The organism is Parvimonas micra (assembly GCF_037482165.1).
Classification (GTDB): Bacteria; Bacillota; Clostridia; order Tissierellales; family Peptoniphilaceae; genus Parvimonas.
On the sequence record NZ_CP148048.1, the window covers coordinates 902,681 to 928,324 of the forward strand.

Here is a 25,644-nt window from a genome sequence, read left to right on the forward strand (position 1 = left end):
TTATAATTCGTAGTAATTTTTTTCAGTTGATAGATAATCAACAACTCTTACAACTTTATCGCCTTCAAGATAAACTCTTGGAATCCTCATATTTATTCGACATATTAAATCATAAACATTTGTATTAGCTATTTTTGCTATTTCAAAAATATCAAGTCTCATATCCTTGTATTCCCCATAGAGCAAAACAGTATCTCCTATTTTTACATCATCAATATCAGAAATATCTATCATCGTTTGATCCATACAAACTTTTCCTAAAATGTTAGCTTTTTTATTATTTATCATAACATAACCTTTATTACTTAACTCATAAGGATAGCCGTCTGCATAACCTACGGAAATTGTGGCAACTTTAATAGTTTTATCAGCACAGAAAGTTCTTCCATATCCAACAGTATCTCCTTTATGAATATATTTAATATTACTTACTGTACTTACAAAACTAACAACTGTATCCATCTTTATTTTAGAATTATCTTTAACATATTCTGATGGATAATGACCATAAATTCCAATTCCAACTCTTACCATATCGTAATAATAATTATGAAGCAAAACCCCACCATCATTTGCAATATGTAACATTGGTATTTTTAGATTTTCTTCTTCAAGAATTTTCTTAACTTTCTCAAATTTTTCAACTTGTAGTTTAGTAAAAGAAAAGTCATCAATATCTGAAACACATAAATGCGAGAACATTCCTTTTACAATAATATGTTTCATAGAATAAATTTCTTTTAAATACCCCTTTAATTTATCATCAATTAAAAACCCAAGTCTATTCATCCCTGTATCAATTTTAATATGAATTTTACATTTTTTTCTACATTTTGCAGAGATTTCATTTAATTCTCTTATCATTTCAATATTATATACAGTTAATTCAACATTATTTTTTATCAGTTTTTCAAATAAAGCATTAGGAACATAACCTAATATCAAGATAGGTAGTTTAATTCTCTTTTTTCTAAGTTCCATGGCTTCTGAAAAATTTGCAACACAAAAATAATCTGCACCTTGTTTTTGTAAAAATTCAGCAACAGTACAAGCACCAAGTCCATAAGCATTAGCCTTTAGAACTATCCCAACTTTTGCACCATTAGTCTTTTCTTTTATTTTAAAAAAATTATTCTTTAATTTATCTAAATCAACAAAAATCAATGATTGATTTTCATACATAATATCACTCCCTAATATATTTAATTGCATTTGGTAAAAACATTATTATATCAGATGCTACTAAAGAATCTTCACCTAAAGACTCTTTAGCAAAATCTCCAGCTAATCCATGCATAAAAACTCCAAGTTTTGCAGAATTAAAAGCATCTAGTCCTTGTCCAACCAAAGATAGAATAATACCTGTTAAACAATCACCACTTCCGGCAGTTGCCATTCCAGAATTTCCAGTGGTATTAACATAAAGCTTCTTATCTGACTTAACTATTGTATTTTTACCTTTCAAAACTAGTGTATATTTTAAATTTTTTTCAAAAAATTTATTTACAACTTCCAATCTATTTTCTTTAATTACTTTTAAATCATAAGATGAAAATCGAGAAAATTCAACTTCATGTGGTGTTATAATAATATTTTCTCTATTTAATATATCTGATTTAATATTTCTCAAGAAAAAAATGGCATCCGCATCAATTACAATTGGTCCTTGAAAATTCTTCATTATCATTTTAATAATTTTAGTGTTATCTTCATTTCTTCCTAATCCACAACCAATAGCTATAGCATCTAAGTGTTTTATTTTTTCAATAATTTCATCTATATATTTATAAATAAAACAACCATTACCATCATCAGAAATCGGAAGAATTATATTTTCAATTGCTTTAATTTGTAAAATATTAGAAATAGATTTAGGGCATATATTATATACTAATCCACTTCCACTTCGAAGAGCAGATCTAGCACATAAGTCAACACTACCACACATTCCCAAACTTCCACCAATTATTCCAACTTTTCCAAAATCACCTTTATTGCCATCATCTTTTCTATTTAACATTAATTTTTTCATATCTGAAACTTTTTGTAAATCTACTTTTATGCTTAAAAAAGTAACATCAACAACAGCAATTGCGAAATCAGAATCATGAGAAATAGAGCAAGATATACTTCCTATTTTTTTATAAATATCATTATGAATAATTATATCAGGTTTGCCAGAAAAACTATGTATCACTTCTACATCAATAGGTGAAATATTTCCAAATCCAGTACCAATTGCCTTCACAAAAGCTTCCTTCAATGAAAAAATACCTGCAATTGTCTCTTCCCTATTACCTGTATTTATAATATAAGTAATTTCTTCATTTGTAAAATATTTTTTTAAAAATCTTTCCAAATTTTTCATATTTTTAAATCTGGAAATGCTGCAAATATCAATTCCAATCATTATTCAAATTCATCCACTTCTTTTTTTACAAAATCATTTTCTAAAGAATTATATAAATCTTCATAATTCAAAGCCAGTATTTCTTCTGGTTTTTCAACATTTTTCAAGAAATTTCTTATTTTATTTTCAATATCCTTCATACTTTTAAAAGTAATAATGTTAGTAGAATATGAATTACAAATAAATTCCATAACAACATATGAAATATCCCATTTTAATTTTGACTTATCCTCATTTGAAATATTTAATTCATCAACAGCACGTTTTACTCTCTTAACTACAGCAAATACTATAAATTCAGAAAATAAAACAAATTCTTCACAAAAATCATTTTCTTCAATATCTTGAATAACTGAAAAAATCAAATTCCATTTAAAATCTTTATTTACTAATTCTAATAATCCAGTTCCAAATTTTTTGCACAAATCATTTTTAAATTCGATTGTATCACAAATTTCAAAAGTTTCTCCTATAACAATAGTTCTATTATTCGCACTACTAAGTCTATTTAATAATCTAACAAAATAGTCTTCATAACGCATAGAATTATGAAATTTATTTTTAGAAAATATATAATCTACAATTATATTTGCACAATCTTTAAAATCTACAACAAATCCTGTACTCTCTTTAATTTTTACAGAATATAAATCGTGAACCATCTTTGAAACAATAGTTTTTAAATGAATTTTTGAAGAATCATAATTACTTTTATCTTCAACATTTTTTAAATGATTATATACACTTTGTAGTTGATTATCTATCATAGTTAAATTAGCTTTAATTGAGAACATTATAGAACGAATAAAATCCTCAGTAATCATATAATTGAAATTTTTATATAATACACTATGATCAATTTCACCCCAAAATATATTTACTAATGACTTGATTTGTAATTCAAAATTTACAAAATAATCTCCTTCAACTACATATCTCCCATCAATTTTGTATATTTCAAAACCATTTTTTTGAAATGTAGGCTGCTTTTCACTCAGTTTTAATTCTATATTAGAATTTAGTTCGCTCCTGTAAAAACCATTTTCCAACTCAATGGTAAAATTTTTAGATATTTCATCAAAAATTTTCTTTTCATCATCAATAAATCTACATTCAACTCTAATTCCTATTAAATCTGGTAAATTTTCTATTGCAACTTTATGATTAGGATATTTATAATAATAATTATTTCTTAACAATTTTTCTCTAATACTATCTTCACTTTTTATTCTAGCAGTTGTATTAATGAAAAAATCACAATTCAAAAATATATCATTAAAAAACTTTTTTAATGAATCAGCTGAATTAGAAATAAAATCCATATTATTATCCATATGTTCAATTGATTTTTCTAAAAACTGAAAAATTTCAAGTTTCAAAAAAACACCTCCAATCACAAAATTATTTTACCATAGATTACAAATATTTACAATGTAAATAGCTTTAAAAGATATTAATAATTTTCGGAATAATTCTATGTTATTTTTATAAATTGAATAAATAGATTCTTTTTAATTTATAATAAGAACCTCCACCTTTCCATCTTGAGGAGCGTCTGGGAAGCTTGTTATTTCACAATAAAAAAAGACAGTGAATTAAATCACTGCCTTTAAACTTTTTTATAATCCCATTTGTTTTGCAACTTCTTCAGCAAAGTTTTCTTCTTTCTTTTCCAATCCTTCACCTACTTCGAATCTAGTGTATTCTACTATTTCAATACTTCCACCTAACTCTTTTGCTTTATCATTAACAGCTTCTAAAACTGTTTTACTATCATCTAATACATATTGTTGACTAAATAAAGCATATTGTTGATCAATTAATGTATTGTCTTGAATAAATCTTTCGATTTGTCCAGGTAAAATTTTATTCCAAATTTTTTCAGGTTTTCCTTGTTTCTTCAATTCTTCTTTTAATAATTCTTCTTCAGCTTTTAAAACTTCATCAGTTATTTGAGACATTGAAGCAAACTTCGGAATTCTCTTTAATTGTTTTCCAAGTCTAACTAATTCTTCATTTTCTTTTTCAATTGATCCTTTAAGAGCTAAATATTCTTTTTCAACAAAATCAGCATCTAAATCTTTATAACTTAAGTATTGTGGCTTCATTGCTGAGATATGCATGCAAATGTTTTGTAATAAATCTTTTGCACCTTTCTTTGTAGCTTCGCTATCACAATTAGCTTTAAGAATAACACCAACTTTTTTATTAAAGTGAACATATCCACATACTATACTATTTTCACAACATGCTTTTGCAAATGCCAATCTTCTAACTACAATATTTTCTCCAATTGAAGAAATTTGTAATTTCAAGAATTCTTCAAAATTAGTTCCATCTATATTTGATGCATTTAATTCCTCAATATTCTTTATTTCATTATTAAATACATGTTCAGTAACTTTTTTAGTTAATGCGACGAAATTTTCATTTTTAGCAACAAAATCTGTTTGTGAATTTACTTCAGTAAGAGCAGCTTTAGTGTTGTTTTCATCAATTACTAAAGTAATTAAGCCTTCAGCAGCAACCTTATTAGCTTTTTTAGCAGCTTTAGCTAAACCCTTTTCTCTTAAAAATTCAATAGCTTTTTCCATATCTCCACTAACTTCTTGTAATGCTTTCTTACATTCCATCATTCCAGCTCCAGTGGCTTCTCTTAAATCTTTTACCAACTTTGCAGTAATTTCCATAAAATCCTCCTATTATTAATATAATCTATAAAAATAAGGTAAGGATAAATATTATAAATTTAAATCCTTACCCCTTAAAGTTCTACTTGCTTATTATTCAGCTACTTCCTCAGAAACTTCTTCAATTTCTATCACTTCTTCTACTACAGCTTCTGTTTCTTCTGCCTCAACTTGTTCTCCTTGCTTAGCTTCTACAATAGCATTAGCAATAGTACCTGTTAATAATTTTACGGCTCTAATAGCATCATCATTTCCCGGAATAGCGATATCAACTTCATCAGGATCACAGTTAGTATCAACAACACCAATAACTGGAATACCTAATATTCTTGCTTCATTTACAGCAATTTTTTCATTCTTTGGATCTATTACAAAAAGAACATTAGGAAGTTTATCCATTTCTTTAATTCCACCTAAGAATTTTTCTAATTTTTCAGCTTCTCTTCTTAATTTAATAACTTCTTTCTTAGGTAATCTTTGGAAAGTACCATCTTCTTCCATAAGTTCTAATTTTTTTAATCTTTCAATTCTTTTTCTAATAGTCTTATAATTAGTCAACATTCCGCCTAACCATCTATGACTAACATAGAATTGGCCACTTCTCTTTGCTTCTGTTTCAACAGCTTCTTGAGCTTGTTTTTTAGTTCCAACAAATAGAACTCTACCACCATCTGCAACAATTTCTCTTACAAAATCATATGCTTGTTCAATTTGTTTTACAGTCTTTTGTAAATCAATAATATAGATTCCATTTCTTTCTGTAAAAATAAATTTTGACATTTTTGGATTCCATCTTCTAGTTTGATGACCAAAATGTACTCCTGCTTCTAATAAGTTTTTCATTAAAATTACTTGTGACATTTTTAATACCTCCTGTTTTTAGCCACCCATATTCATCAACTTGACAAGAACCACATGGGCAACACTTGTTCAATCAGAATATGTGATTATTCACCAAACTATTATAACATAATACATTTTATTTTTCAACATAAATCATTAAAATTTTGAAAAAAAAATCAGACTTAGTGTCTGATTTTTTTATTAGCATTCAAAAATTATTTATTTACTATTTCTTTTAATGATTTTCCAGCTTTGAATACTGGAGCTTTTGATGCTGGGATTTTAATAACTTCTTTAGGGTTTCTAGGATTTCTACCATTTCTTGCTTTTCTTTCTCTAGCTTCGAAAGTTCCAAATCCAACTAATTGAACTTTTTCCCCTTTAACAAGTGTTTCTTCAACAGTTTGAATAAACGCATTTAATGCTCTTTCAGCATCTACTTTTGTGATTTTTCCTTTTTCGGCCATGCTAGCCAATAATTCAGATTTGTTCATTAAAATTTCCTCCTAAATACACTATTATATTTAATAATTGCCTATAAAATGGTCACTTAACCATTGTGCAATATTATTATATATCAATTTTTAAAAAATATCAAGTAATTTAACTGATTTATTTAAAATTTTTAATTGGTAGGTATCCAACTTCCTTTTGAATACTTTCAAATTCAGTTTTAAACTTTTCAGATAATATTTTTTGTTTCAATTTTTGACTTATAAGTTTCTTGCTCTCATCTGTAAATTGACTATAATCTTCAACAATTTCATTCAATTTGATTATATGGTACCCAAATTTTGTCTTTACTGGTTCACTAATTTCTCCAACTTTTAATTTTACTGCTGCATCATAAAACTCTTGAACCATTATTCCTTTAGTAAATGTTCCTAAAACACCTTTATTATTTTTAACTGAAGGATCTTTTGAAACTTCGGTTGCAACATCTTCAAATTTTTCACCAGCATCTAAACGACTTTTTACTTTCTTTGCATCTTCTTCTGTTTCCACTAAAATATGACTTGCATTAATTTGTGGACCATCAAAATCACTTCCCTTATATTTTTCTGCAACTTCTTCATCTGTTGGTGTATAATTTTCTGCGAACCAAGTTTGAAATTTAGAAGAATATAAATTATCTTCAATTTTATATTTTAATTCGTCTTCAGTAAGTTTTGCTTTTTCAAGTTCCTCATTAAATTTATCACCTAACTGTTCTTTAACCTTACTTAGACTTTCATTAACTTCTTCTTCGGTTACTGTTACCTTAGCTATATCTTCTTCAGATTTTCCTTCGTCTTTATACTCTTTTTCTAACTTAGCAAATTTTTGCTTTACAACCTCAATATTAGAAAACATTTCTAAAATATTTTGTTTCAAAGTTAAAGAAGCAGTTTTTCCCTCTTCAGTTGATTCATCATATTTTTCTTTTTGTTCATCAGTATAAGATGAAATAACTCTATCATATTCTTTTTGTACTTGTTCTTCAGTAATATACTTATCCCCAATTTTTACCATCGCACCTTTTGGAGCCGATGCACATGCTGTTAAAAGCATTGCTGACAGTACAATGGCACTTGTAAATTTTATAAATCTATTTTTCATATTTCTCTCCCTTTCGACTAATATTCTAATCTTTTGATATTATACATTATTTTTTTAGGAATGTCAAAGTTTTTTTAATTTTTTTGATTTAAAAATAGCAAATTTTCAACAAAATTAATACTTTCTGGCAATTTGTCCTTATCATAATTAAATATTAACTCAGCATTTTCATTCAAATTAAATTCTATTTTTCTAAATAATTCATCAGTTAAGCTACCTATTAGCTGTAAAATCTTCTTATTTGATTGATCAAAATTAAATACAACTGACTTTCCTCTTTCTATTATTTTTATAAAATTTAATTCTGATGAAATTCTCTTCAAGTATGAAACATTCATAACATTTAAAACTGTAGTAGGTACTTCTCCAAATCTATCAGTTAATTCTTCATAAATTTCATTAAAATCTTCCTTAGAGGAAATCGCAGCAATTTTTCTATACATATCAATCTTTTGATTACTATCTCCTATATAATTTGAAGGAATATATGCATCAACAGATAATTCAATAGTAGTTTGACTTTTTATATTAATGTTTTCGCCCTTAATAGTTTTTATGCTTTCTTCCAACATTCTAACGTACATTTCATATCCAATAGTCTCTATATGTCCAGATTGGCATTCTCCTAAAATATTTCCAGCACCTCTAAGCTCCAAATCTCTCATAGCTATTTTAAAACCAGAACCAAATTCCGAAAAATCTCTTATTGCCATAAGTCTCTTCTCTGAAATTTCAGTAAGCGCTTTATCCTTCTCATATGTAAAATATGCATATGCTCTCCTAGTAGATCGTCCTATTCTTCCTTTTAGCTGATAAAGTTGTGACAATCCCATTTTATCTGCATCATATATAATCATAGTATTACAATTTTTAATATCCATTCCCGTTTCAATAATTGTAGTGCATAATAATATATCATATTCTCCCTCTTGAAAATCATACATTATATTCTCTAACTCTTTGTTAGACAATTTACTATGCGCCATTGCAATTCTAGCATCAGGAATTAGTTTCGATAATTCAACATACATTTTTTCCATATCATGAATCCTATTATAGACAAAATAAACTTGTCCACCTCTATCCAACTCCTTGTATATTGCTTCTCGAATTACTGAATCATTATATTCTAAAACAAAAGTAGCAATAGTAACTCTTTCTTCTGGTGGATCATCTAAAACACTCATATCTCTAATTCCGACTAAACTCATTTGCATTGTCCTAGGAATAGGTGTTGCAGATAGTGATAATACATCAATGTTTTCTTTTATTTTTTTTAATGCCTCTTTATGTTTAACTCCAAATCTTTGTTCTTCGTCTATTATTAAAAGTCCTAAATCTTTAAATTCTAAATTATTTGATAATAGTTTGTGTGTCCCTATAAGTAAATTTACTTTACCATTTTTTACATTTTTTAGAATTTCTTTTTGTTTAGCAGGACTTCTAAATCTACTAAGCATTTCAATTTCTAAAGGAAAATCCCCTATTCTATCATTAGCAGTATTAAAATGCTGTTGAGCTAGAATAGTTGTTGGAACTAAGAATGCAACTTGCTTATCGTCCATCATGGCCTTAAAAGCAGCTCTTAATGCTACTTCGGTTTTTCCATACCCAACATCTCCACAAAGCAATCTATCCATCGGCTTAAATTGTTCCATATCTTTTTTTATTTCATTAATGGCTCTAAGCTGTGAATAAGTTTCTTCGTAAATAAAACTATCTTCAAATTCTTTTTGCCAAGTTGTATCCTCTGAAAAAGCAAAACCCTTTATTTTATCTCTCTTCGCATAGAGTTGAACTAAGTCTAATGCTATCTCATCTAAAACTTTTTTAGCACGATTTTTCGTTTTTATCCAATCACTAGAACCTAATTTATTTAATTTTGGTCGATATCCATCTTTTCCAATATATTTTTGAATTAAATTCATTTGGTCAGTTGGTATATATAATTTGTCATTTCCTTTATATAATATTAAAATATGGTCTTTTACAATTCCATCAACTTCTATTTGTTCAATCCCTCTATATTCTCCAATTCCATGATTCTCATGGACTACGAAATCTCCAACATTTAAATCAGTATAATCAAGTAAATTTTCTTTACTTTTCTTCTTTGCTTTTTTAGAAGTCTTTTTTACAGTTCCATAAATTTCTTTGTGTGTTAAAAAAAGTACTTTTTGAACTGGATACTCAAAACCTGATTCTAAATTTAATGTAGAAATTCCTAAAATGGAACTTTTTAATTCAAATTCTAATCCTTCAATTATATTAGAATTTATATTCTCAGCAAATAAAATCTCCTTCAAATTATTAGCCTTTTCTAATGAACCTGCAAAGATAACAATTTTATACCCTCTTTGTAATTTAGATTTCAAATTCTGAAATAATAAATCAAATTTTCTGTTAAACATTTCAGCTTCAATCGTTTTTAAATTTACAATACTTTTAGGATTAATAATTTTTGTTCTTTTTAAAAGTTGTGTAAAGTTAATTATACTAAATTCTTTTATTCTTCTTAAAATTTGTTCAAAAGGAATTAAAATATCTTTATGTGAGTCTAAAATTTCTGCATTTTCGATAGAAAATACTACATTTTCATGAAATAAATTTTCTATTTCTAAATTTCTATCATAAATTTTTAAAATATCTTCAGTGCATATTATTGAATCTTTCTCTAAATAATCTAAAAGAGTTGAATAGCTTCCTTTTTTTATATATGGTGAAATTAAATCCATATTTGAAATATGATAATTCTCCTTTAAATCATTGAAAATTTGATAAAATTTTTCTGTAGCTTTTTCAATATCTTTTCCAAATAATTTTAACTTTTGTAATTTTTCAATATCTTTATTCAGTCCATTTAAAATATTTTCAACATCATCTTTTGATAATACCATTTCTTTAGCAGGTATTATTTCTACTTTATTCAACTTTTCAACAGATCTTTGACTATTAATATCAAATATACGTATTGAGTCTACATCATCGCCAAATAATTCTATTCTTATTGGATTTCCAAAATTTACTGGGAATATATCAAATATAGATCCCCTTATTGAAAATTGTCCTTTTGCTTCAACAAAATCTACTCTATCATAATGCATTTTTATTAACTTTTCAGTTAATTCATTTAAATTTATTTCAGAATTTTCATCAATGTTGATATAATGAGATTTAAAAAAATTTGGAGTGCTAATTTTTTTTGATAAAGCACTTGCAGTAGTTATTATTATGAATTTTTCATTGGAAAGAAGTCTATTCATTATTCCTATTCTTATATTTTCTAGATTAGTTTCCAAACTATTTATATTATGAAATCTTATTTCAAAATTAGGATAAACAACAACCTTATCTCCAACTAAATTTTTTAATTCATCGCAAAGTTCATTAGCTCTATTATCGTTTTCAACTAATAAGACTAAATTTTTATCAGGCAAATCATTGAAAATAGAATATATCAAATGGAATAAACTCTCTTTTATAAGTCCGTTACAATATATCGGAACATTATTTAATTTTAAATTTGAAATCATATCCAAATATGACTCATTATTTTTTAAAAAATCAATTAAAAAATTCATAATTAACTCCTGTTCATAAAAAATATAGAGGAATATTATTCCTCTATACACATTCCATTATATTTACACATTGTTTTGTCAACATCACTTTTTATTATCTCTTCAACGGCATCTGCTGCAATTTCTAATTCTTTTTTCAAAATTTTTTCTTCAGTTGATGAAAATTTACTTAAAACAAAATCTTTTAAATCCATATAATCAGGACATTTCCCAACACTTATTCTAACTCTAGGAAAATCTTCTGTTTCTAAATGATAAATAATTGACCTTAAACCATTATGTGTTCCTGCACTTCCTTTTTTCTTAATTCTAACAGTTCCAAAAGGAATATCTATATCATCTAATACAACTATAATATTTTCAGGTTTTATTTTAAAATAATTTACTGCATCTATAACTGCTTCTCCTGACAAATTCATATAAGTAAGTGGCTTTAAAAAAATACATTTTTTTCTAAACATATTTATTTGACCATAGAAAGATTTAAATTTTTCTTTTTTCATATTAATACTATACTTATCAGCTAAAATATCAATAACTCCATATCCTACATTATGTCTAGTTTCTACATAATTTTTACCAGGATTTCCAAGGCCTACTATTAAATAAATATTATCTTCCATCAAAAAGCATGCTCACTGGTCTATTGTTATTTATTCTATCAATAGCCTTTGCAAAATATTGGGCTACTGAAACAACTTCAATTTTACCACCTAAATTCTTTTCTTGAGGAATAGTGTCAGTTACAACACATTTTTCAACTTTTGAATTAGCTATATTTTCTATTGCCTTTCCAGAAAATACTCCATGACTTGCAGTGATATAAACTTTTTTTGCTCCCTTAGCTATTAAAGCATTTGCAGCATTTGTAATAGTTCCAGCAGTGTCTATAATATCATCTACAATTATACAAGTTTTTCCTTCAATATCTCCTATAACATTCATTACTTCAGAAACATTTGGACGAGGTCTCCTCTTTTCTAAGATAGCAATAGGCAAATCCAAATAATTAGAGAAATTTCTAGCTCTAGTAACTCCACCTAAATCAGGAGAAACTACAACCATATCTTTTTTGTCTTCATCTTTTAACTCATCCTTGAAGAAATCAGCAAGAGGTTTAATAGCGGATAAATGATCTACAGGAATATCAAAATATCCTTGAATTTGTCCTGCATGTAAATCCATAGTTATAACTCTATCAGCCCCTGATTTTTCAATCAAATTCGCAACTAATTTTGCTGTAATTGGTTCTCTAGCTTTTGTTTTTCTGTCTTGCCTTGCATATCCATAATATGGAATAACTACATTAATTCTTCCAGCAGAAGCCCTCTTGAAAGCATCAACCATAATTAACACTTCCATTAGATTATCATTAGTTGGATTGCAAGTTGGTTGAATAATGTAAACATCATAACCTCTTACAGTTTCCTCAACTGAAAGATTTATTTCACCGTCACTAAATTTCCCGATATTAATTTCCCCCAATGGCATATCAAGACATTTACAAATATCTTCTGCAAACTTTCTATTTGCAGTTCCTGAAAAAATTTTCATAGGTCCAGTATAAGCTAACATAATTCCTCCTAAAATATTACTTTTTTATTTTTAAATTCTTTTTATAAACCCAATTTTCTTTTTCAAAAGTTTCACTACGTCCAATTATTAAAGAACCTTCATTTTCCACATCTGAAACAACAGTAGTTCCAGCGGCAATAAAAGTATCATTTGCAATTTTTACTGGAGAAACTATATTAGAATTACTACCTACAAAACAGCCATCTCCAATTTCAGAAATGTGTTTATTTTTACCATCGTAATTTACTAAAATAGACCCACAACCCATATTTACATCTTTTCCTACAATTGCATCTCCAATATATGATAAATGTCCAGCTTTAGTATTTTCTCCAACTGTTGAATTCTTAACTTCAACAAAATTTCCTATATGAACTTCATTTTTTAAAATACTATTTGGTCTAAGATGAGCGAAAGGTCCCATAGTTACAGAATCTCCAACAGTACTATCTTCTATATAAGAACTTCTAATTACAACATCATTTCCTATTACAGAATTTTCTATAAAAGAATCTCCTGTTATATATACATTTTCTCCTATGCTCGTATTTCCAAAAATTCTGGCACCACTTCCAATAAATGTATCTATTCCTATACTTATTCCCTTTTCAATCACAGTATTTTCTGGATTTTCCATTACTACACCATTTTTCATATATTCTGAATTTATCCTATAACGCATAATTTTTTCAGCTTCAAATAATTGTAGCTTAGAATTTATCCCATAAATTTCTTCAATGTCATCAAGTTTATAAGTTGAAACATTCTCTCCATCTTGAACTAAAACTTTAATTGCATCTGTAAGATATAATTCGTTTTGAACATTATTTTGATCTATCTTTGTTATTGAATTTTTTAATGCTTTCCCATTAAAAACATAAATTCCTGAATTTATTTCTTTTACTCTCTTTTCTTCAATAGTAGCATCCTTATCTTCAACTATTTTTAAAAATTTACCATTATTGTCTTTTATAATATGACCATATCCTGTAGTATCATCAATAAATGCTGTAAGAACAGTTGCTTTTGAATTCATAGCAATATGTTCTTCTAACAATTTTTGCAAAGTTTCTCCTTTTATTAAAGGAGTATCTCCACTCAAAATTAAAACATTATCGTCATCACTGATTTCATCTACAGCAAGTTGAACAGCATAACCTGTTCCATAAGGATATTCTTTACCGATTTTTTGTTCTTTATATAATACCTTATCTCCAAACTTATCTTCAACTTCAACTTTATTTTTCCCTACAATAATTATAGTTTTATCACTACCTGCATCACAACTAGCATCATAAACATAGTCAATCAAAGTTCGATTAACTATTTTATGTAAAACCTTTGATTTCTTACTTTTCATTCTAGTTCCTTCACCTGCAGCTAATATGATTGTAATATTCATACTCTAACTCCTAACTATATAAAATATATATCACAAATTATAATATTCAATTAAATTAGTATTATTTCTTCAAATCAAGTTTTATGATATGGCATAAATTTTTTAATTATACCACAGTTCCTTTATAACTACTTTTTTACGGTAATTACGATGAAATTAATATAGTTTTATCACAAGGCATAAAACTATATTAATTATAACACATATGCTCAAAAAAAACAAAAGAGATATACGTAAATATATCCCTTTTAATCTAAATTTTTTTCCAATTTTTAAATTTTTTTGAAATGTTTTTTCAATATTTTATTTCCAATTACAACACCAAGTCCACCTAGTATAAATACAATCAAAAGGTTAATTGCCCCATATGTTCCAGTTGAAAATTTTATCATCTCATTTATTGCACTCTCTGTAACTCCGTTTTTTCCTACCCAAGTTTTCTTAAATGATTCTAAGAAGAAATTTACTGGTATTATTTGTCCACATTCACTACCTACTTGAATCAATCCAAAAGCTATAAATTGAGCAATTTTATTTTGATATCCTGTATATGATAGTATAATTTCTCCAATAATAAAGGCAACCGTGTATGAAATAATCCACGGAAGATAGAAACCTGTACCAGCCATCGCAATCAAATAAACACCTGAAAAAAGCAAGAAACTACCTTTTTTCCCAACTTTATTACACATAAACACAAAAACTGTACCTGCAAACAATCCTGCAATTCCAGGACTTATACAATGAGCATATGGTCCCAATGGGAATAATGCAAATGTTACAATCATTGAAACAACTAAATTTAAAGCTCCTAAAATAGCAACCAAAACTAAATCTTTAATTTTCATTTTCTTTTCCTCCTTTTATCTTTTGAAAAATATTAGTTAGTTGATTTTTTTCTTTTAAAATAAAATCCTCTGTGATTTTTCCATCTTCAAGAAATATAACTCTATCTACAACTCTTGACAATAATTCATAGTCATGAGAAATTAATATTATTGCTTTGTCTTTTGATAATTTTTTTATAATATCAGAAATAATAATCATATTATTAAAATCCAAACCACTAGTTGGTTCATCTAAAATCAAAATGTCTGAATTGCTTTTTGCACAAATTCCCATAAGCAGTCTTTGTTTTTCTCCCCCAGAAAGTGAAAATGGATGACAATTTCTTTTTTCATAAAGATTAATGGCTTTTAGCATTTCCAAAACTTCGTCATCAGTCAAGTCTTTATTTGATAAGAAAAACTCTGAAAATACACTTTCTGAAAATAATTGGTAATCCACATCTTGCATCAAAACAAAAGGTAAACTTTTACTTAAAATTTGTCCAGAAGTTTTCTTATTTATTCCAGAAATCAACTTAGAAATTGTAGATTTTCCAACGCCGTTTTTCCCTACCAATCCAACTATTTCACCTCTATAAACATCAAAAGAAATATCTTTTATAATATCTTTAAATTTAAGATTTCTTATTTCTAATATTTTCTCTTCTCTGCTACATTTATTAATTATCGTTAATTCTCTATCAAATGGATTTAAGCTTCTCAAATCTTCTGCACTATAATTTAAAGCATCTTTTCTATCTAAATTTACAATAAGTTTCCCTTTATTTATATGAATTAACCTATCAAAAATTTCTTTTAAATAAAAAATTCTATGTTCAACAACGACAATAGTATATCCATTTTTCTTTAATTTTAGAAAAATTTCTTTCAACAGCTCAATTCCCAAGTAATCCAAATTTGCAGAAGGCTCATCAAATATTAAAGTTTTTGCATCTAATATTGAAACGCATGCAATAGAGATTTTTTGCTTTTCGCCCCCAGAAATTTCTAAAACATTTTTATTTAAAATATTTGAAATACCAAAGAAATTTGAAATATTTTTTATTTTTTTTACAATTTCTTTAACTTCATATCCCAAATTTTCCAAAGTAAATGCCAATTCAGAAGTGGTATTATCAGTAAAAAATTGTCCTCTTGGATTTTGAGAAACCGAACCTATTATTTTGCACAGCTCATAATTCTCACAATCCTTCGTATTTTTATCATCAATAAAAATATTTCCTAAAAGTTCACCGTCATAAATATGTGGAATTAGTCCATTTATACATTTGTATATCGTAGATTTACCGGAACCGGAAGCTCCTGTTATTAACACCAACTCTCCTTTATTTATTTCAAAACTTATATCTTCTAAGGCTTTTTTATCAGAATCTTCATAAGTAAAACTTACATTTTCAAATTTTATCAATAAATCCACCTCCCCAAGAAGCAACTAGTAAAATCAACATAACAATAAGAATAAAATCTACTATATCAAACTTTTTATAGTATATTGAATTCATATTATCAGTACACATCGCACATCTTGTATATGCTGACTCCGTCATTTCATTTGCAATATTCGATGCTCTAAAAAGAGTCGGTACAATATAATATTCAAATCGTTTAATAGGTTTGGTAAATGAAACATCTATTCCTCTAAGTTTTAAAGCATTTTTTATAATTCTTTTTTCTGCAAAATAAATAGGAATAAATTTTAAAGTAATCGTACATGCAAATCTGATTTTTTTACCAAATCCCAATTTTCCTAAAACATAAATCAATTCACTTGTTCTTATATCTAAAACAATAAAACTCGCTATCATGTATGTTGGACACATCTTTACATTTGAATAACTGATAAAACCTATGAAGGAGAAAAATGAATCATCAGGCAACTTTATATAAAAAACTATATACAAACAAATAAGATAAAAAATTAGAAATTTTATAAATCTTTTAGTCTTTCCACTATAAATTAAAATTAAAGAACAAATACAAAAATAAATCATATCTAATTTGAAATTATTCCACACTAAAATCAACGTTCCAAAAATCAAATTCATAAAAATTAAGACAAATAAATTTATTCTACGTTGCTCTATCAAATAAATTCCCCCAATCGATTAAAAATTAATAAGAACCCCACCCTTCCTCGATGCTTTGCATCGGGTGGGTACCCGGGAACCTTGTTGTTTCACAATATAAAGCGCTGTAAAAACAGCGTTCATATATTAATAACTATAATTTTCAGCTAAACTAGAATTTTTAACCATAGTATTATAAACTTTAGATTTTTCTAAAAGTTCATTGTGATTACCTTGAGATTCTATTTTTCCATTTTCCATTACTATTATTTTATTTGCATTTTCTATAGACTTCATTCTATGTGAAATTACTAATACAGTTTTATTTTTAATAAGTTTATTTAAACTTTCTTGTATTTTCATTTCATTTTCAACATCAAGACTTGCACTAATTTCATCAAGTAAAATTATTGGAGCATTCTTTAAAAAAGCACGTGCAATCGAAATTCTCTGCCTTTCGCCTCCTGATAACTTACTTCCATTTTCTCCGATTAAGGTATTATATTTCTCAGGTAATTTTTCAATAAATTCTTCACAATTAGCAAGTCTTGCAGCTTCTTTAACTTGGTCATCAGTTGCATTTTTATTTCCAAATCTGATATTTTCTAAAATTGAAGTATTAAACAATGTAACTTCTTGAAAAACTATTGAAATATTTTCAAAAAGACTCTCTGTTTCAATACCCTTTATATCATTTCCATCTATAATTATCTTTCCGCTATCATAGTCATACAATCTTGACATCAATCTCAGAACTGTTGTTTTTCCACAACCTGAAGGTCCAACTAATGCGGTAACTTCACCTTGTTTTGCAACAAATGAAATATCATTAATTACTTTGTTTTCTCCATATCCAAACTCAACATTTTTGAATTCTATATCAAAATTATGAAGTTCCTTAGCTTCTCCAGTTTGGATTTTGGTACTTCTTAATTCTCTAATTCTTTGTAAATTTCCATCCAAATACATAAGTTCCGCAAAATTTGAAAGCATTCCATTTACAGCATCAATAATCTTTGAAGCACACATTATATAACCGATTAGATAAAGAATAGACGCCTCACCCTTTAAATATAAAGCTGTTCCAAATAAAATCGTAGCTCCTAAAGTTAAATTTTGTATATTTGTTGAAATACTCAATGGAAGCACCATTTTTCCTTCAGCACTTATATGAATTTTTTCTGAATAGTCAATATCATCATATATTTTTTTAGTAATTTTATCTACTTGTCCATAACTTTTTATCTCTTGTTGTAATTCAATTGATTCTTGGAAATCTTCTGAAATACCTCTCATAACATTATAATATTTTTTATTTCCGTTAACTTGTATTCTTTTTGTAATTAATATGAACCCAGTTGCCAAAATAATAGGAATTAAAATACAAAGAGCAAGTTTGAAATTATAAATTAATAACATTATTACTATTATTATTAAATAAAATATAAGTCCTATAGCCTTTGGAATAGCATGACTTATTGCATGTTCAATAACTGAAACATCTTTCATAATTGTTTGAGACAAATCTGAAACATCATGCTTTGAAAAAAAAGAAAGTGGTAATTTTCTTAAAATCTCTGCTATTTCTATTCTAATATTTGCACTTTCTTTATATGTTTCGTTATACAAACAGTCGTATTCTATTGACATAAGAATATACATTATAAGTAGCATAATTAATATTCCTATTACAAAGAAAGAAATAGTATTTTCTTTCCCTTCAATAACATTTTGAATAAAAAACATAAGTAAAATCATAGGAATCATTAAACTACAATATGAAAAGAATGATGCTATTGATGCCTTTATGATTCCGGCAGTTCCCTTATCAGTTAATTGAAACATTCTTTTAAGCATTTTCATAATTATATCCTCCATTCATTTGCTTGAGAGAATAAATCTTGTAAAAATTTATATCTTCCATCAATTTCCATAAGCTCTTTATCTGTTCCTCTTTCAATAATTTTTCCGTTATCAACAACCAATATTTCATCAACATTTCTAATTGAACTCAATCTATGCGCAATCATAATTACAGTTTTATCTTTCATTAAATTAGAAAAAGCTAATTGTATTTCATGTTCATTTTCCGGATCAGATGCTGCTGAAGCCTCATCTAAAATTATAATCTTAGCATCTTTTAAAATTGCTCTGGCAATTGCAATTCTCTGAATTTCTCCACCTGAAAGATGAACTCCCTTTGATCCTATTACAGTATTTTCTCGAGTTTCAAATTTATCTAAAATATCTCCACATCTTGCTAATTTTAAAGCATTCATGACTTCTTCATAACTAGCATTTTCATTTCCGATCTTTACATTTTCAAAAATTGTCGTCTTAAAAAGTTTTGAATTTTGAAAAACAAATGAGATATTATTCATAAGAGCTTCCCTTGAATAAGTAGAAATATTTTTCCCTCCAATTAAAATTGCTCCCTCATCAATATTATAAAAACCGGAAATTAATTTTGCGATGGTTGACTTACCACCACCTGATGAACCAACCAAAGCATAAGTTTTGTTTTCTTCAAGTCTAAAACTTAAATTTTCCAAAATATTAGCAGTATCATATTTAAAACTAACATTTCTAAATTCTATATCATAACCAGAAAATTCTTTATTATTTCCAAACTTAATATCATTTGCTTCCATTTCTGTAAAAAGATTTTTCTAATTTTTCTACTGCTTGCGTCGCCATATATTGATGCATTCCAACATACATAATTCTCATAAGACAACTAAACAAAGTTCCAATAAAACATGTGAAAAAAATTAATTTAATCATTATTACTACATTATTTTCTGTACCCTTTGAAAACATGATTGCAAATGGAATTATAAAAGCAGCTGCGCCAAGTAAAACAATTTGAAACATAACATAAGGCTGTTTACAGCTTTTACTATACTCATAAGCAGTTTTAGAGTAGTCAACGATAGAATCATAAAATGATTTAAAAGAAAATATTGAAGCTTTAAATATCTTTAACACTTGCATACCTCTAACATATTCAACTGCCTCACTATTAACTCTTTCAAGTGCTTTATTATATTTTTCCATAAACTTAATATCTCCATACATAAGTTTAGTAAAAATAGCAGATAAAATAGTTAGAATAACAGTAGCTATACCTAAATAAATATCTACAGAAAACATTATTACAAATAAAAGTATAGGCGTTACTACCGCAACAGTAATATCAGGAATTAAATGTGCAACTATCATATGAGTATCACTGGCATTATCATCTATTATTTTTCTGATTCTCCCTGATTCATTAACATCAAAAAAAGAAAATGAAGCTTTCATTAAATGACTTATTCCTGCTTTTCTAAGATTTGTTTCTAATCTAAAAGCAAATAGATGAGTAAATCCTACTGAAATAAAATAAATTAAAGATTGTACAATCATAATAATAAAAATGGTAATCGCATAATTTTTAGCTTGAGTAAAATCTTTTTTTAACAAAAATTCATTCAAAAATTTATACAAATACCAATACGGTAAAATTGAAAGTGCTGAAGAAATAACACTCATAAAAATAGCTATATATACGAGAAATTTTTTATCAGGCACATATTTGAATAATTTCTTATAAATATCCATTAAATCCTCCTATTTTATTAAATATTCAATATATTACAAATCAATGCTATAAATAAATTGAATAAGTATTTATATTTAAACGACGTAGTCGTCGTTTAAATATATTATAGCATTTTTAATATTGCTTTTCAATATCTTTAAGATTGATTTTTATTATAAATAAAAAAAGATTATCTTTAAATAACAGATAATCTTTTAAAAATTTACTTGAAAATAAGAACCCCACCCTTCCATGATGCTTCGCATCAGGTGGGTTCCCGGGAACCTTGTTGTTTCACAATAAAAAAGACACCTTATGGTGTCTAAATTATTAATTATTCTCCTAATTTAGTAGAAGCTAATTTTATTCCAGGTCCCATTGTAGTTGCAATAGAAACTGATTTTAAATATTTTCCTTTAGCTGCTGATGGTTTAGCTTTTATAATAGCAGTAATTATAGTTCTTAAATTTTCTTCTATTTTTTCAGCTCCAAAAGAAACTTTTCCTACTGGACAGTGAACAATATTAGCTTTATCAACTCTGTATTCAACCTTACCAGCTTTAATTTCTTTAACTGCGTTAGCAATGTCAAATGTAACTGTTCCTGATTTAGGGTTTGGCATTAAACCTTTAGGTCCTAAAACTTTACCAATTCTACCAACAACACCCATCATATCTGGAGTTGCTACTATTACATCAAAATCAAACCAGTTTTCAGTTTGAATTTTTTGAATAAGATCATCTGCTCCAACATAATCTGCCCCAGCATCTTTAGCTTCTTGAACTTTATTTTCTTTACATAAAACTAAAACTCTTAAAGTTTTACCAGTTCCATGAGGTAATACTACTGTACCTCTAACTTGTTGATCAGCGTGTCTTGAATCAACACCTAATTTAACATGTAATTCAACTGTTTCATCAAATTTTGCAGTTGAAGTTTTTACAGCTAACTCACATGCTTCTTTTAAATCATATAAGTTTGTTTTATCTATTAATTTTAAACTTTCTAAATATTTTCTACCTTTTTTCATTTATATCCTCCTTGTGGTGTTCGCTTTTTGCTCCCACGTAATATTACTCTTCTACAGTTATTCCCATACTTCTAGCAGTACCTTTAACCATGCTTATAGCCGCTTCAATAGTGGCAGCATTCAAGTCAGGCATTTTCATTTCTGCAATTTCTCTAACTTGTTCTTTAGTTAAATTACCAACTTTAGTTTTGTTTGGTACTTTTGATCCTGATTCGATACCTAATTTTTTCTTAATTAATACTGGTACCGGTGGAGTCTTTGTAATGAATGTAAATGATCTATCTTGGTAAACAGTCAATACAACTGGAATAATTAATCCAGCTTGGTCAGCTGTCTTTGCGTTAAATTCTTTTGTAAATTGCATTATATTTACACCATGAGGTCCAAGTGCAGTACCTACTGGTGGAGCAGGAGTCGCCTTTCCTGCTGGAATTTGTAATTTTACTAATGCTTGTACTTTTTTAGCCATTTTATAGTTCCTCCTTAAAAACTAATGTGGTTTTCGGGTGCTAAAACCCTCCCACTCTCGTATATCTCTGTTTTGAATGTTTTTCAAATTATTTTCAAATTTAATTTTTTATTACGTCACTAAAATCCAATTCAGCAAGCGTATCTCTTCCAAATAAAGAAACGAAAGCTTTTAATTTACCATTTTCGTGAGATACTTCTATTACTTTTGCAGTTAAGTCCTTAAATGCTCCATCTATAATTGTAATAGAATCTCCTTCATTAATTTCCACATCATTATATGGTTTTGCAGAAACACCTAATGTTTCTACTTCTTTTTCAGATAGTGGTACAGGTTTATTACCTGACCCTACAAATCCAGTTACCCCTCTAGTATTTCTAACTAAATACCATGAGATATCTGTTATTATCATTTTAACTAAAACATATCCAGGAAATAATTGTTTTTCTTTAATTTTTCCAGTTTCTGTTTCTTCTTTAACCGTTGGAACAACAACTTCAAATATATCAATGTCATTTCCACGATTTACAACTAACTTTTCGATATTAGCCTTTACTTTGTTTTCATGCCCTGAATATGTATGTACTACATACCATTTAGCTTCTTTTTCTTTAATATCCTTTAATTCTTCTGTTGTCATATAAGCGGACTAAAGTCCTTCCCTCCTTCATAATTAATGGATAATTAAACCTAACAATTTTTTTAATACATTATCCAATCCCCAAATTATAGCTGAACTAATTATAGAAATTGTAACTACTGCAAGGCTATAATAAAAAACACTTTTTTTAGAAGGCCATACTATTTTCTTAAATTCATGACGAACTCCACGCATAAAGCTAGTTTTCTTTTGTTTTTGATCAGTAGTTTTTGTTGTCATACTACTCTCCTCCAATCTCTAACTATTTTGTTTCTCTGTGAAGAGTGTGTTTTTTACAAAACTTACAATACTTATTCAATTCAATTCTGTTAGTTGTAACTTTTTTGTTCTTTTTAGTATTGTAATTTCTATTTTTACATTCTGTACATGCCAACACAACTTTATCTCTCATAGAAACACCTCCTTGAAAGCTAAATTTGAACATAATTATACATTATATTACTCATAAGATAATAACACAAAGTAAATCAATTGTCAAGCAATTTAGAGCATTTATTATTAACTTTATTTTTTAAAAATAAGTAAATTCTTAAATTTATAAAGTCTATCTATATTATCTATTATCTCTATCTTTTTTAATAAGATTTCTAAGAGCAAGTATTGCTGTTTTTATTGCTCTATCTGTATCTTCTATTACATTATTAGAAAGATTTTGTTTAACTCTTTCTTGATTGTTTACAACCAAAAATATTGAACCTGCTCTAGTATTCAAATAACTTGATACTATAAATAGTGCTGCTGATTCCATTTCACTTGCCTTTGTATGAAGTCTTTTCCAAGCTTCCCATTTATTTAATAATTCATAGCTTACCGGTTTAGTTTCAGGTTGATGTTGTCCATAGAATGCATCTTTACATTGCACCACTCCAACATGATATTTTTGATTTGTTTCAATACAAGCATTTGAAAGTTCATTTACGATATTAAAATCAGCAACTGCAGGAAATTCTATTGGTGCATATTCTTTTGAAGTTCCTTCCATTCTTATTGCTCCAGTTGCTACTACCAAATCTCCAGCTTCAACATCTAATTCAATTCCACCACAAGTACCAACTCTTATAAATGTATCTGCGCCGATTTTATGCAATTCTTCAACAGCTATTGATGTACTTGCTCCACCAATTCCTGTACTTGTTACAGAAACTTTTTCTCCTTCTAAAAATCCTGTATATGTTACATATTCTCTATTATCTGCAACTAAAACCGCATCATCAAAATATTTAGCGATTAATTTACATCTTTTTGGATCTCCTGGTAAAATTACATATCTTCCAACATCTCCCGCTTTCATATCAATATGATATTGTTTTTCTTTTAATAATTGTTGTGACATTTATTTTTCCTCCTCGTTTTCTAAATTCAATACTAATTCATACGCTTCATTTTTTGAAATATTATAATTATTTTTTAGCAATTTTACAATGTCCTTAGTGCTATATCCATCATCTTTTAATTTTAATATCTCTTTTTTTATATCAATATCCACTCTCTCATCAGATATTTTTTCTATTATAAGAACTATCTCTCCTTTTACTCCTTTTTCAGAATAATATGAAATAATTTCTTCTAAATTTCCTCTTTTGTACTCTTCAAATAACTTTGTTAGTTCTCTACATACACATGCATTTATATTTCCAAATAAAGAATATAAAAATTTTAATGTTTTTAAAAGTCTATGTGGACTTTCATAGAATATTCCTGTAACTTTCATATTTTTAAAACTTTGAAAATATTTTTTACGTTCCGAATCCGTTTTAGGAACAAATCCCATATATACAAAACTTGTCGCATCAAATCCGCTACCACAAATTCCATTTATCAACGCACATGCTCCGGGTAAAATTTCATAAGATATATCTCTTTTTATAACTTCCTGTAAAATCACAAAGCCAGGATCATTTATTATCGGCATTCCTGCATCTGAAATTACAGAAACAATTTTTCCATCTTCTATATTATTTATTATTTCTTCAACTCTCTCGCTCTCATTAAATTTATGATATGATACTAATTTAGTATTTATATTATGAAATTTTAATAAGTTTGAGCTGTTTCTGGTATCTTCACAATAAATTATATCACTTTTCTCTAAAACTTCCAATGCTCTAAGTGTTATATCTTTCATATTACCAATAGGTGTTGGAATAAAATAAATATTAGAAATTCTGTCCATAATATATCTCCTTAATCTTATCAGTATATTCTCCATTTTTATTATAAATATAAATATTATTTTCAACCAATAAATTACTATTTCCGTTTTTAACTAGCTCAACCATAAACAGATGTGGCTTTTTATCTATATTTGTAGAAATAAATTGAATTCTTTTAGGCTCTAATCTAAATTTTCTCGATTCACTTAAAACATCAACCAAACGTTCCATACTGTAAATCAAAAAAACTTTTCCTGAAGATTTTAGTTTTTTATATGAAAAATCTAAAATATCTTCAAGTTTAAGTGCATATTCATATCTTGAAATCAAAAAATTCTCATCTTCATTTAATATTCCAGTATTCATTTTTTTATATGGAGGATTTGAGACAATATAATCAACAGATGAATTTTCAAAATCGTTATAACATTCTTTTAAATCTTTATTTAAAAGGACAACATTTTTTAGTTTATTTTCAACAATACTATGCTCAATAAGCTTTGCATTTTCATTTTGTATTTCTATAAGATATACAGTTTTTAAATTATTTAAAAAATTAATTCTAAAGCCTACTATTCCAGTTCCTGATCCGATATCAATTAATATTTTATCTTTTTTCACTTTTGAAAAATAGGATAGCAAAATTGAATCAATACTGAAAGAAAATTTATTCTTATTTGTAAATATAACACCTTCAGTGTTAGGAATATAATGTTTGTCCATATAATAACCTC

23 protein-coding genes and 1 pseudogene are annotated in these 25,644 nt (G+C 27.1%); all 24 read right to left on the bottom strand.

What is annotated here, in order from left to right; translation table 11 throughout:
• A complete protein-coding gene (gene alr, locus WFJ11_RS04360) occupies positions 1-1,182 on the bottom strand; it encodes an alanine racemase (RefSeq protein ID WP_009372268.1) in 1,182 nt (393 codons plus the stop codon).
• A 4-nt stretch (positions 1,183-1,186) separates the two neighbouring features.
• Positions 1,187-2,410 (bottom strand): NAD(P)H-hydrate dehydratase, encoded by a 1,224-nt coding sequence (locus tag WFJ11_RS04365; RefSeq protein ID WP_293440051.1) that lies wholly within the window; start codon positions 2,408-2,410, stop codon positions 1,187-1,189.
• Positions 2,410-3,789 carry a GTP pyrophosphokinase gene (locus WFJ11_RS04370; RefSeq protein ID WP_009372810.1) on the bottom strand — a complete coding sequence of 460 codons (1,380 nt, stop codon included), beginning with the start codon at positions 3,787-3,789 and terminating at the stop codon, positions 2,410-2,412. Before WFJ11_RS04370 ends, WFJ11_RS04365 begins: the two co-directional genes overlap by 1 nt.
• Before the next feature lie 240 nt (positions 3,790-4,029).
• Complete coding sequence (tsf, locus tag WFJ11_RS04375) at positions 4,030-5,100, bottom strand: translation elongation factor Ts (protein WP_338816956.1); 1,071 nt, start codon at positions 5,098-5,100, stop codon at positions 4,030-4,032.
• A 93-nt stretch (positions 5,101-5,193) separates the two neighbouring features.
• Positions 5,194-5,961, bottom strand: a complete 768-nt coding sequence (gene rpsB / locus WFJ11_RS04380; protein ID WP_009372551.1) for a 30S ribosomal protein S2 — start codon at positions 5,959-5,961, stop codon at positions 5,194-5,196.
• 197 nt (positions 5,962-6,158) lie between these two features.
• The gene (locus WFJ11_RS04385; protein WP_009372569.1) at positions 6,159-6,437 is read right to left on the bottom strand and encodes an HU family DNA-binding protein; all 279 of its coding nucleotides are present in this window, start codon (positions 6,435-6,437) and stop codon (positions 6,159-6,161) included.
• 118 nt (positions 6,438-6,555) lie between these two features.
• The gene (locus WFJ11_RS04390) at positions 6,556-7,542 is read right to left on the bottom strand and encodes a peptidylprolyl isomerase (RefSeq protein WP_009372411.1); all 987 of its coding nucleotides are present in this window, start codon (positions 7,540-7,542) and stop codon (positions 6,556-6,558) included.
• 74 nt (positions 7,543-7,616) lie between these two features.
• Positions 7,617-11,123, bottom strand: a complete 3,507-nt coding sequence (gene mfd, locus WFJ11_RS04395) for a transcription-repair coupling factor (protein WP_338816957.1) — start codon at positions 11,121-11,123, stop codon at positions 7,617-7,619.
• A 35-nt stretch (positions 11,124-11,158) separates the two neighbouring features.
• Positions 11,159-11,746 (bottom strand): aminoacyl-tRNA hydrolase, encoded by a 588-nt coding sequence (pth, locus tag WFJ11_RS04400; RefSeq protein WP_293440611.1) that lies wholly within the window; start codon positions 11,744-11,746, stop codon positions 11,159-11,161.
• Positions 11,736-12,698 (bottom strand): ribose-phosphate diphosphokinase, encoded by a 963-nt coding sequence (locus WFJ11_RS04405; protein ID WP_009372278.1) that lies wholly within the window; start codon positions 12,696-12,698, stop codon positions 11,736-11,738. Before WFJ11_RS04405 ends, pth begins: the two co-directional genes overlap by 11 nt.
• A gap of 16 nt (positions 12,699-12,714) precedes the next feature.
• Positions 12,715-14,100 carry a bifunctional UDP-N-acetylglucosamine diphosphorylase/glucosamine-1-phosphate N-acetyltransferase GlmU gene (glmU, locus tag WFJ11_RS04410; RefSeq protein WP_293440614.1) on the bottom strand — a complete coding sequence of 462 codons (1,386 nt, stop codon included), beginning with the start codon at positions 14,098-14,100 and terminating at the stop codon, positions 12,715-12,717.
• Between the two features lie 272 nt (positions 14,101-14,372).
• Complete coding sequence (locus WFJ11_RS04415; protein WP_293440616.1) at positions 14,373-14,948, bottom strand: MptD family putative ECF transporter S component; 576 nt, start codon at positions 14,946-14,948, stop codon at positions 14,373-14,375.
• Positions 14,938-16,365, bottom strand: a complete 1,428-nt coding sequence (locus WFJ11_RS04420; RefSeq protein ID WP_338816958.1) for an ABC transporter ATP-binding protein — start codon at positions 16,363-16,365, stop codon at positions 14,938-14,940. The genes WFJ11_RS04415 and WFJ11_RS04420 overlap by 11 nt, the downstream gene beginning before the upstream one ends.
• Entirely contained in the window at positions 16,343-17,035 is a 693-nt protein-coding gene (locus WFJ11_RS04425) for an energy-coupling factor transporter transmembrane component T (RefSeq protein WP_009732732.1), read from the bottom strand. The genes WFJ11_RS04420 and WFJ11_RS04425 overlap by 23 nt, the downstream gene beginning before the upstream one ends.
• A gap of 126 nt (positions 17,036-17,161) precedes the next feature.
• Positions 17,162-18,880: an ABC transporter ATP-binding protein gene (locus WFJ11_RS04430; RefSeq protein ID WP_313960999.1), complete on the bottom strand. Its 1,719-nt coding sequence runs from the start codon at positions 18,878-18,880 to the stop codon at positions 17,162-17,164.
• Positions 18,880-20,617: pseudogene (locus tag WFJ11_RS04435) on the bottom strand (ABC transporter ATP-binding protein). The gene WFJ11_RS04430 and the pseudogene WFJ11_RS04435 overlap by 1 nt, the downstream one beginning before the upstream one ends.
• Before the next feature lie 314 nt (positions 20,618-20,931).
• Positions 20,932-21,627, bottom strand: coding sequence for a 50S ribosomal protein L1 (gene rplA / locus WFJ11_RS04440; protein WP_009372290.1), 696 nt, complete (start codon positions 21,625-21,627; stop codon positions 20,932-20,934).
• 43 nt (positions 21,628-21,670) lie between these two features.
• The gene (gene rplK / locus WFJ11_RS04445; protein ID WP_293440624.1) at positions 21,671-22,096 is read right to left on the bottom strand and encodes a 50S ribosomal protein L11; all 426 of its coding nucleotides are present in this window, start codon (positions 22,094-22,096) and stop codon (positions 21,671-21,673) included.
• Between the two features lie 100 nt (positions 22,097-22,196).
• On the bottom strand, positions 22,197-22,736 hold the full coding sequence (gene nusG, locus WFJ11_RS04450) for a transcription termination/antitermination protein NusG (RefSeq protein ID WP_009372483.1): 540 nt from the start codon (positions 22,734-22,736) through the stop codon (positions 22,197-22,199).
• A gap of 33 nt (positions 22,737-22,769) precedes the next feature.
• Positions 22,770-22,976, bottom strand: coding sequence for a preprotein translocase subunit SecE (gene secE / locus WFJ11_RS04455; RefSeq protein WP_009354239.1), 207 nt, complete (start codon positions 22,974-22,976; stop codon positions 22,770-22,772).
• A 22-nt stretch (positions 22,977-22,998) separates the two neighbouring features.
• Positions 22,999-23,148: a 50S ribosomal protein L33 gene (gene rpmG / locus WFJ11_RS04460; protein ID WP_009372623.1), complete on the bottom strand. Its 150-nt coding sequence runs from the start codon at positions 23,146-23,148 to the stop codon at positions 22,999-23,001.
• 162 nt (positions 23,149-23,310) lie between these two features.
• Entirely contained in the window at positions 23,311-24,090 is a 780-nt protein-coding gene (gene udp / locus WFJ11_RS04465; RefSeq protein ID WP_009372352.1) for a uridine phosphorylase, read from the bottom strand.
• Positions 24,091-24,930 (bottom strand): 16S rRNA (cytidine(1402)-2'-O)-methyltransferase, encoded by an 840-nt coding sequence (rsmI, locus tag WFJ11_RS04470; protein WP_338816961.1) that lies wholly within the window; start codon positions 24,928-24,930, stop codon positions 24,091-24,093.
• Positions 24,914-25,633, bottom strand: coding sequence for a tRNA1(Val) (adenine(37)-N6)-methyltransferase (locus WFJ11_RS04475; protein ID WP_338816962.1), 720 nt, complete (start codon positions 25,631-25,633; stop codon positions 24,914-24,916). The genes rsmI and WFJ11_RS04475 overlap by 17 nt, the downstream gene beginning before the upstream one ends.
• Positions 25,634-25,644 lie beyond the last annotated feature (11 nt).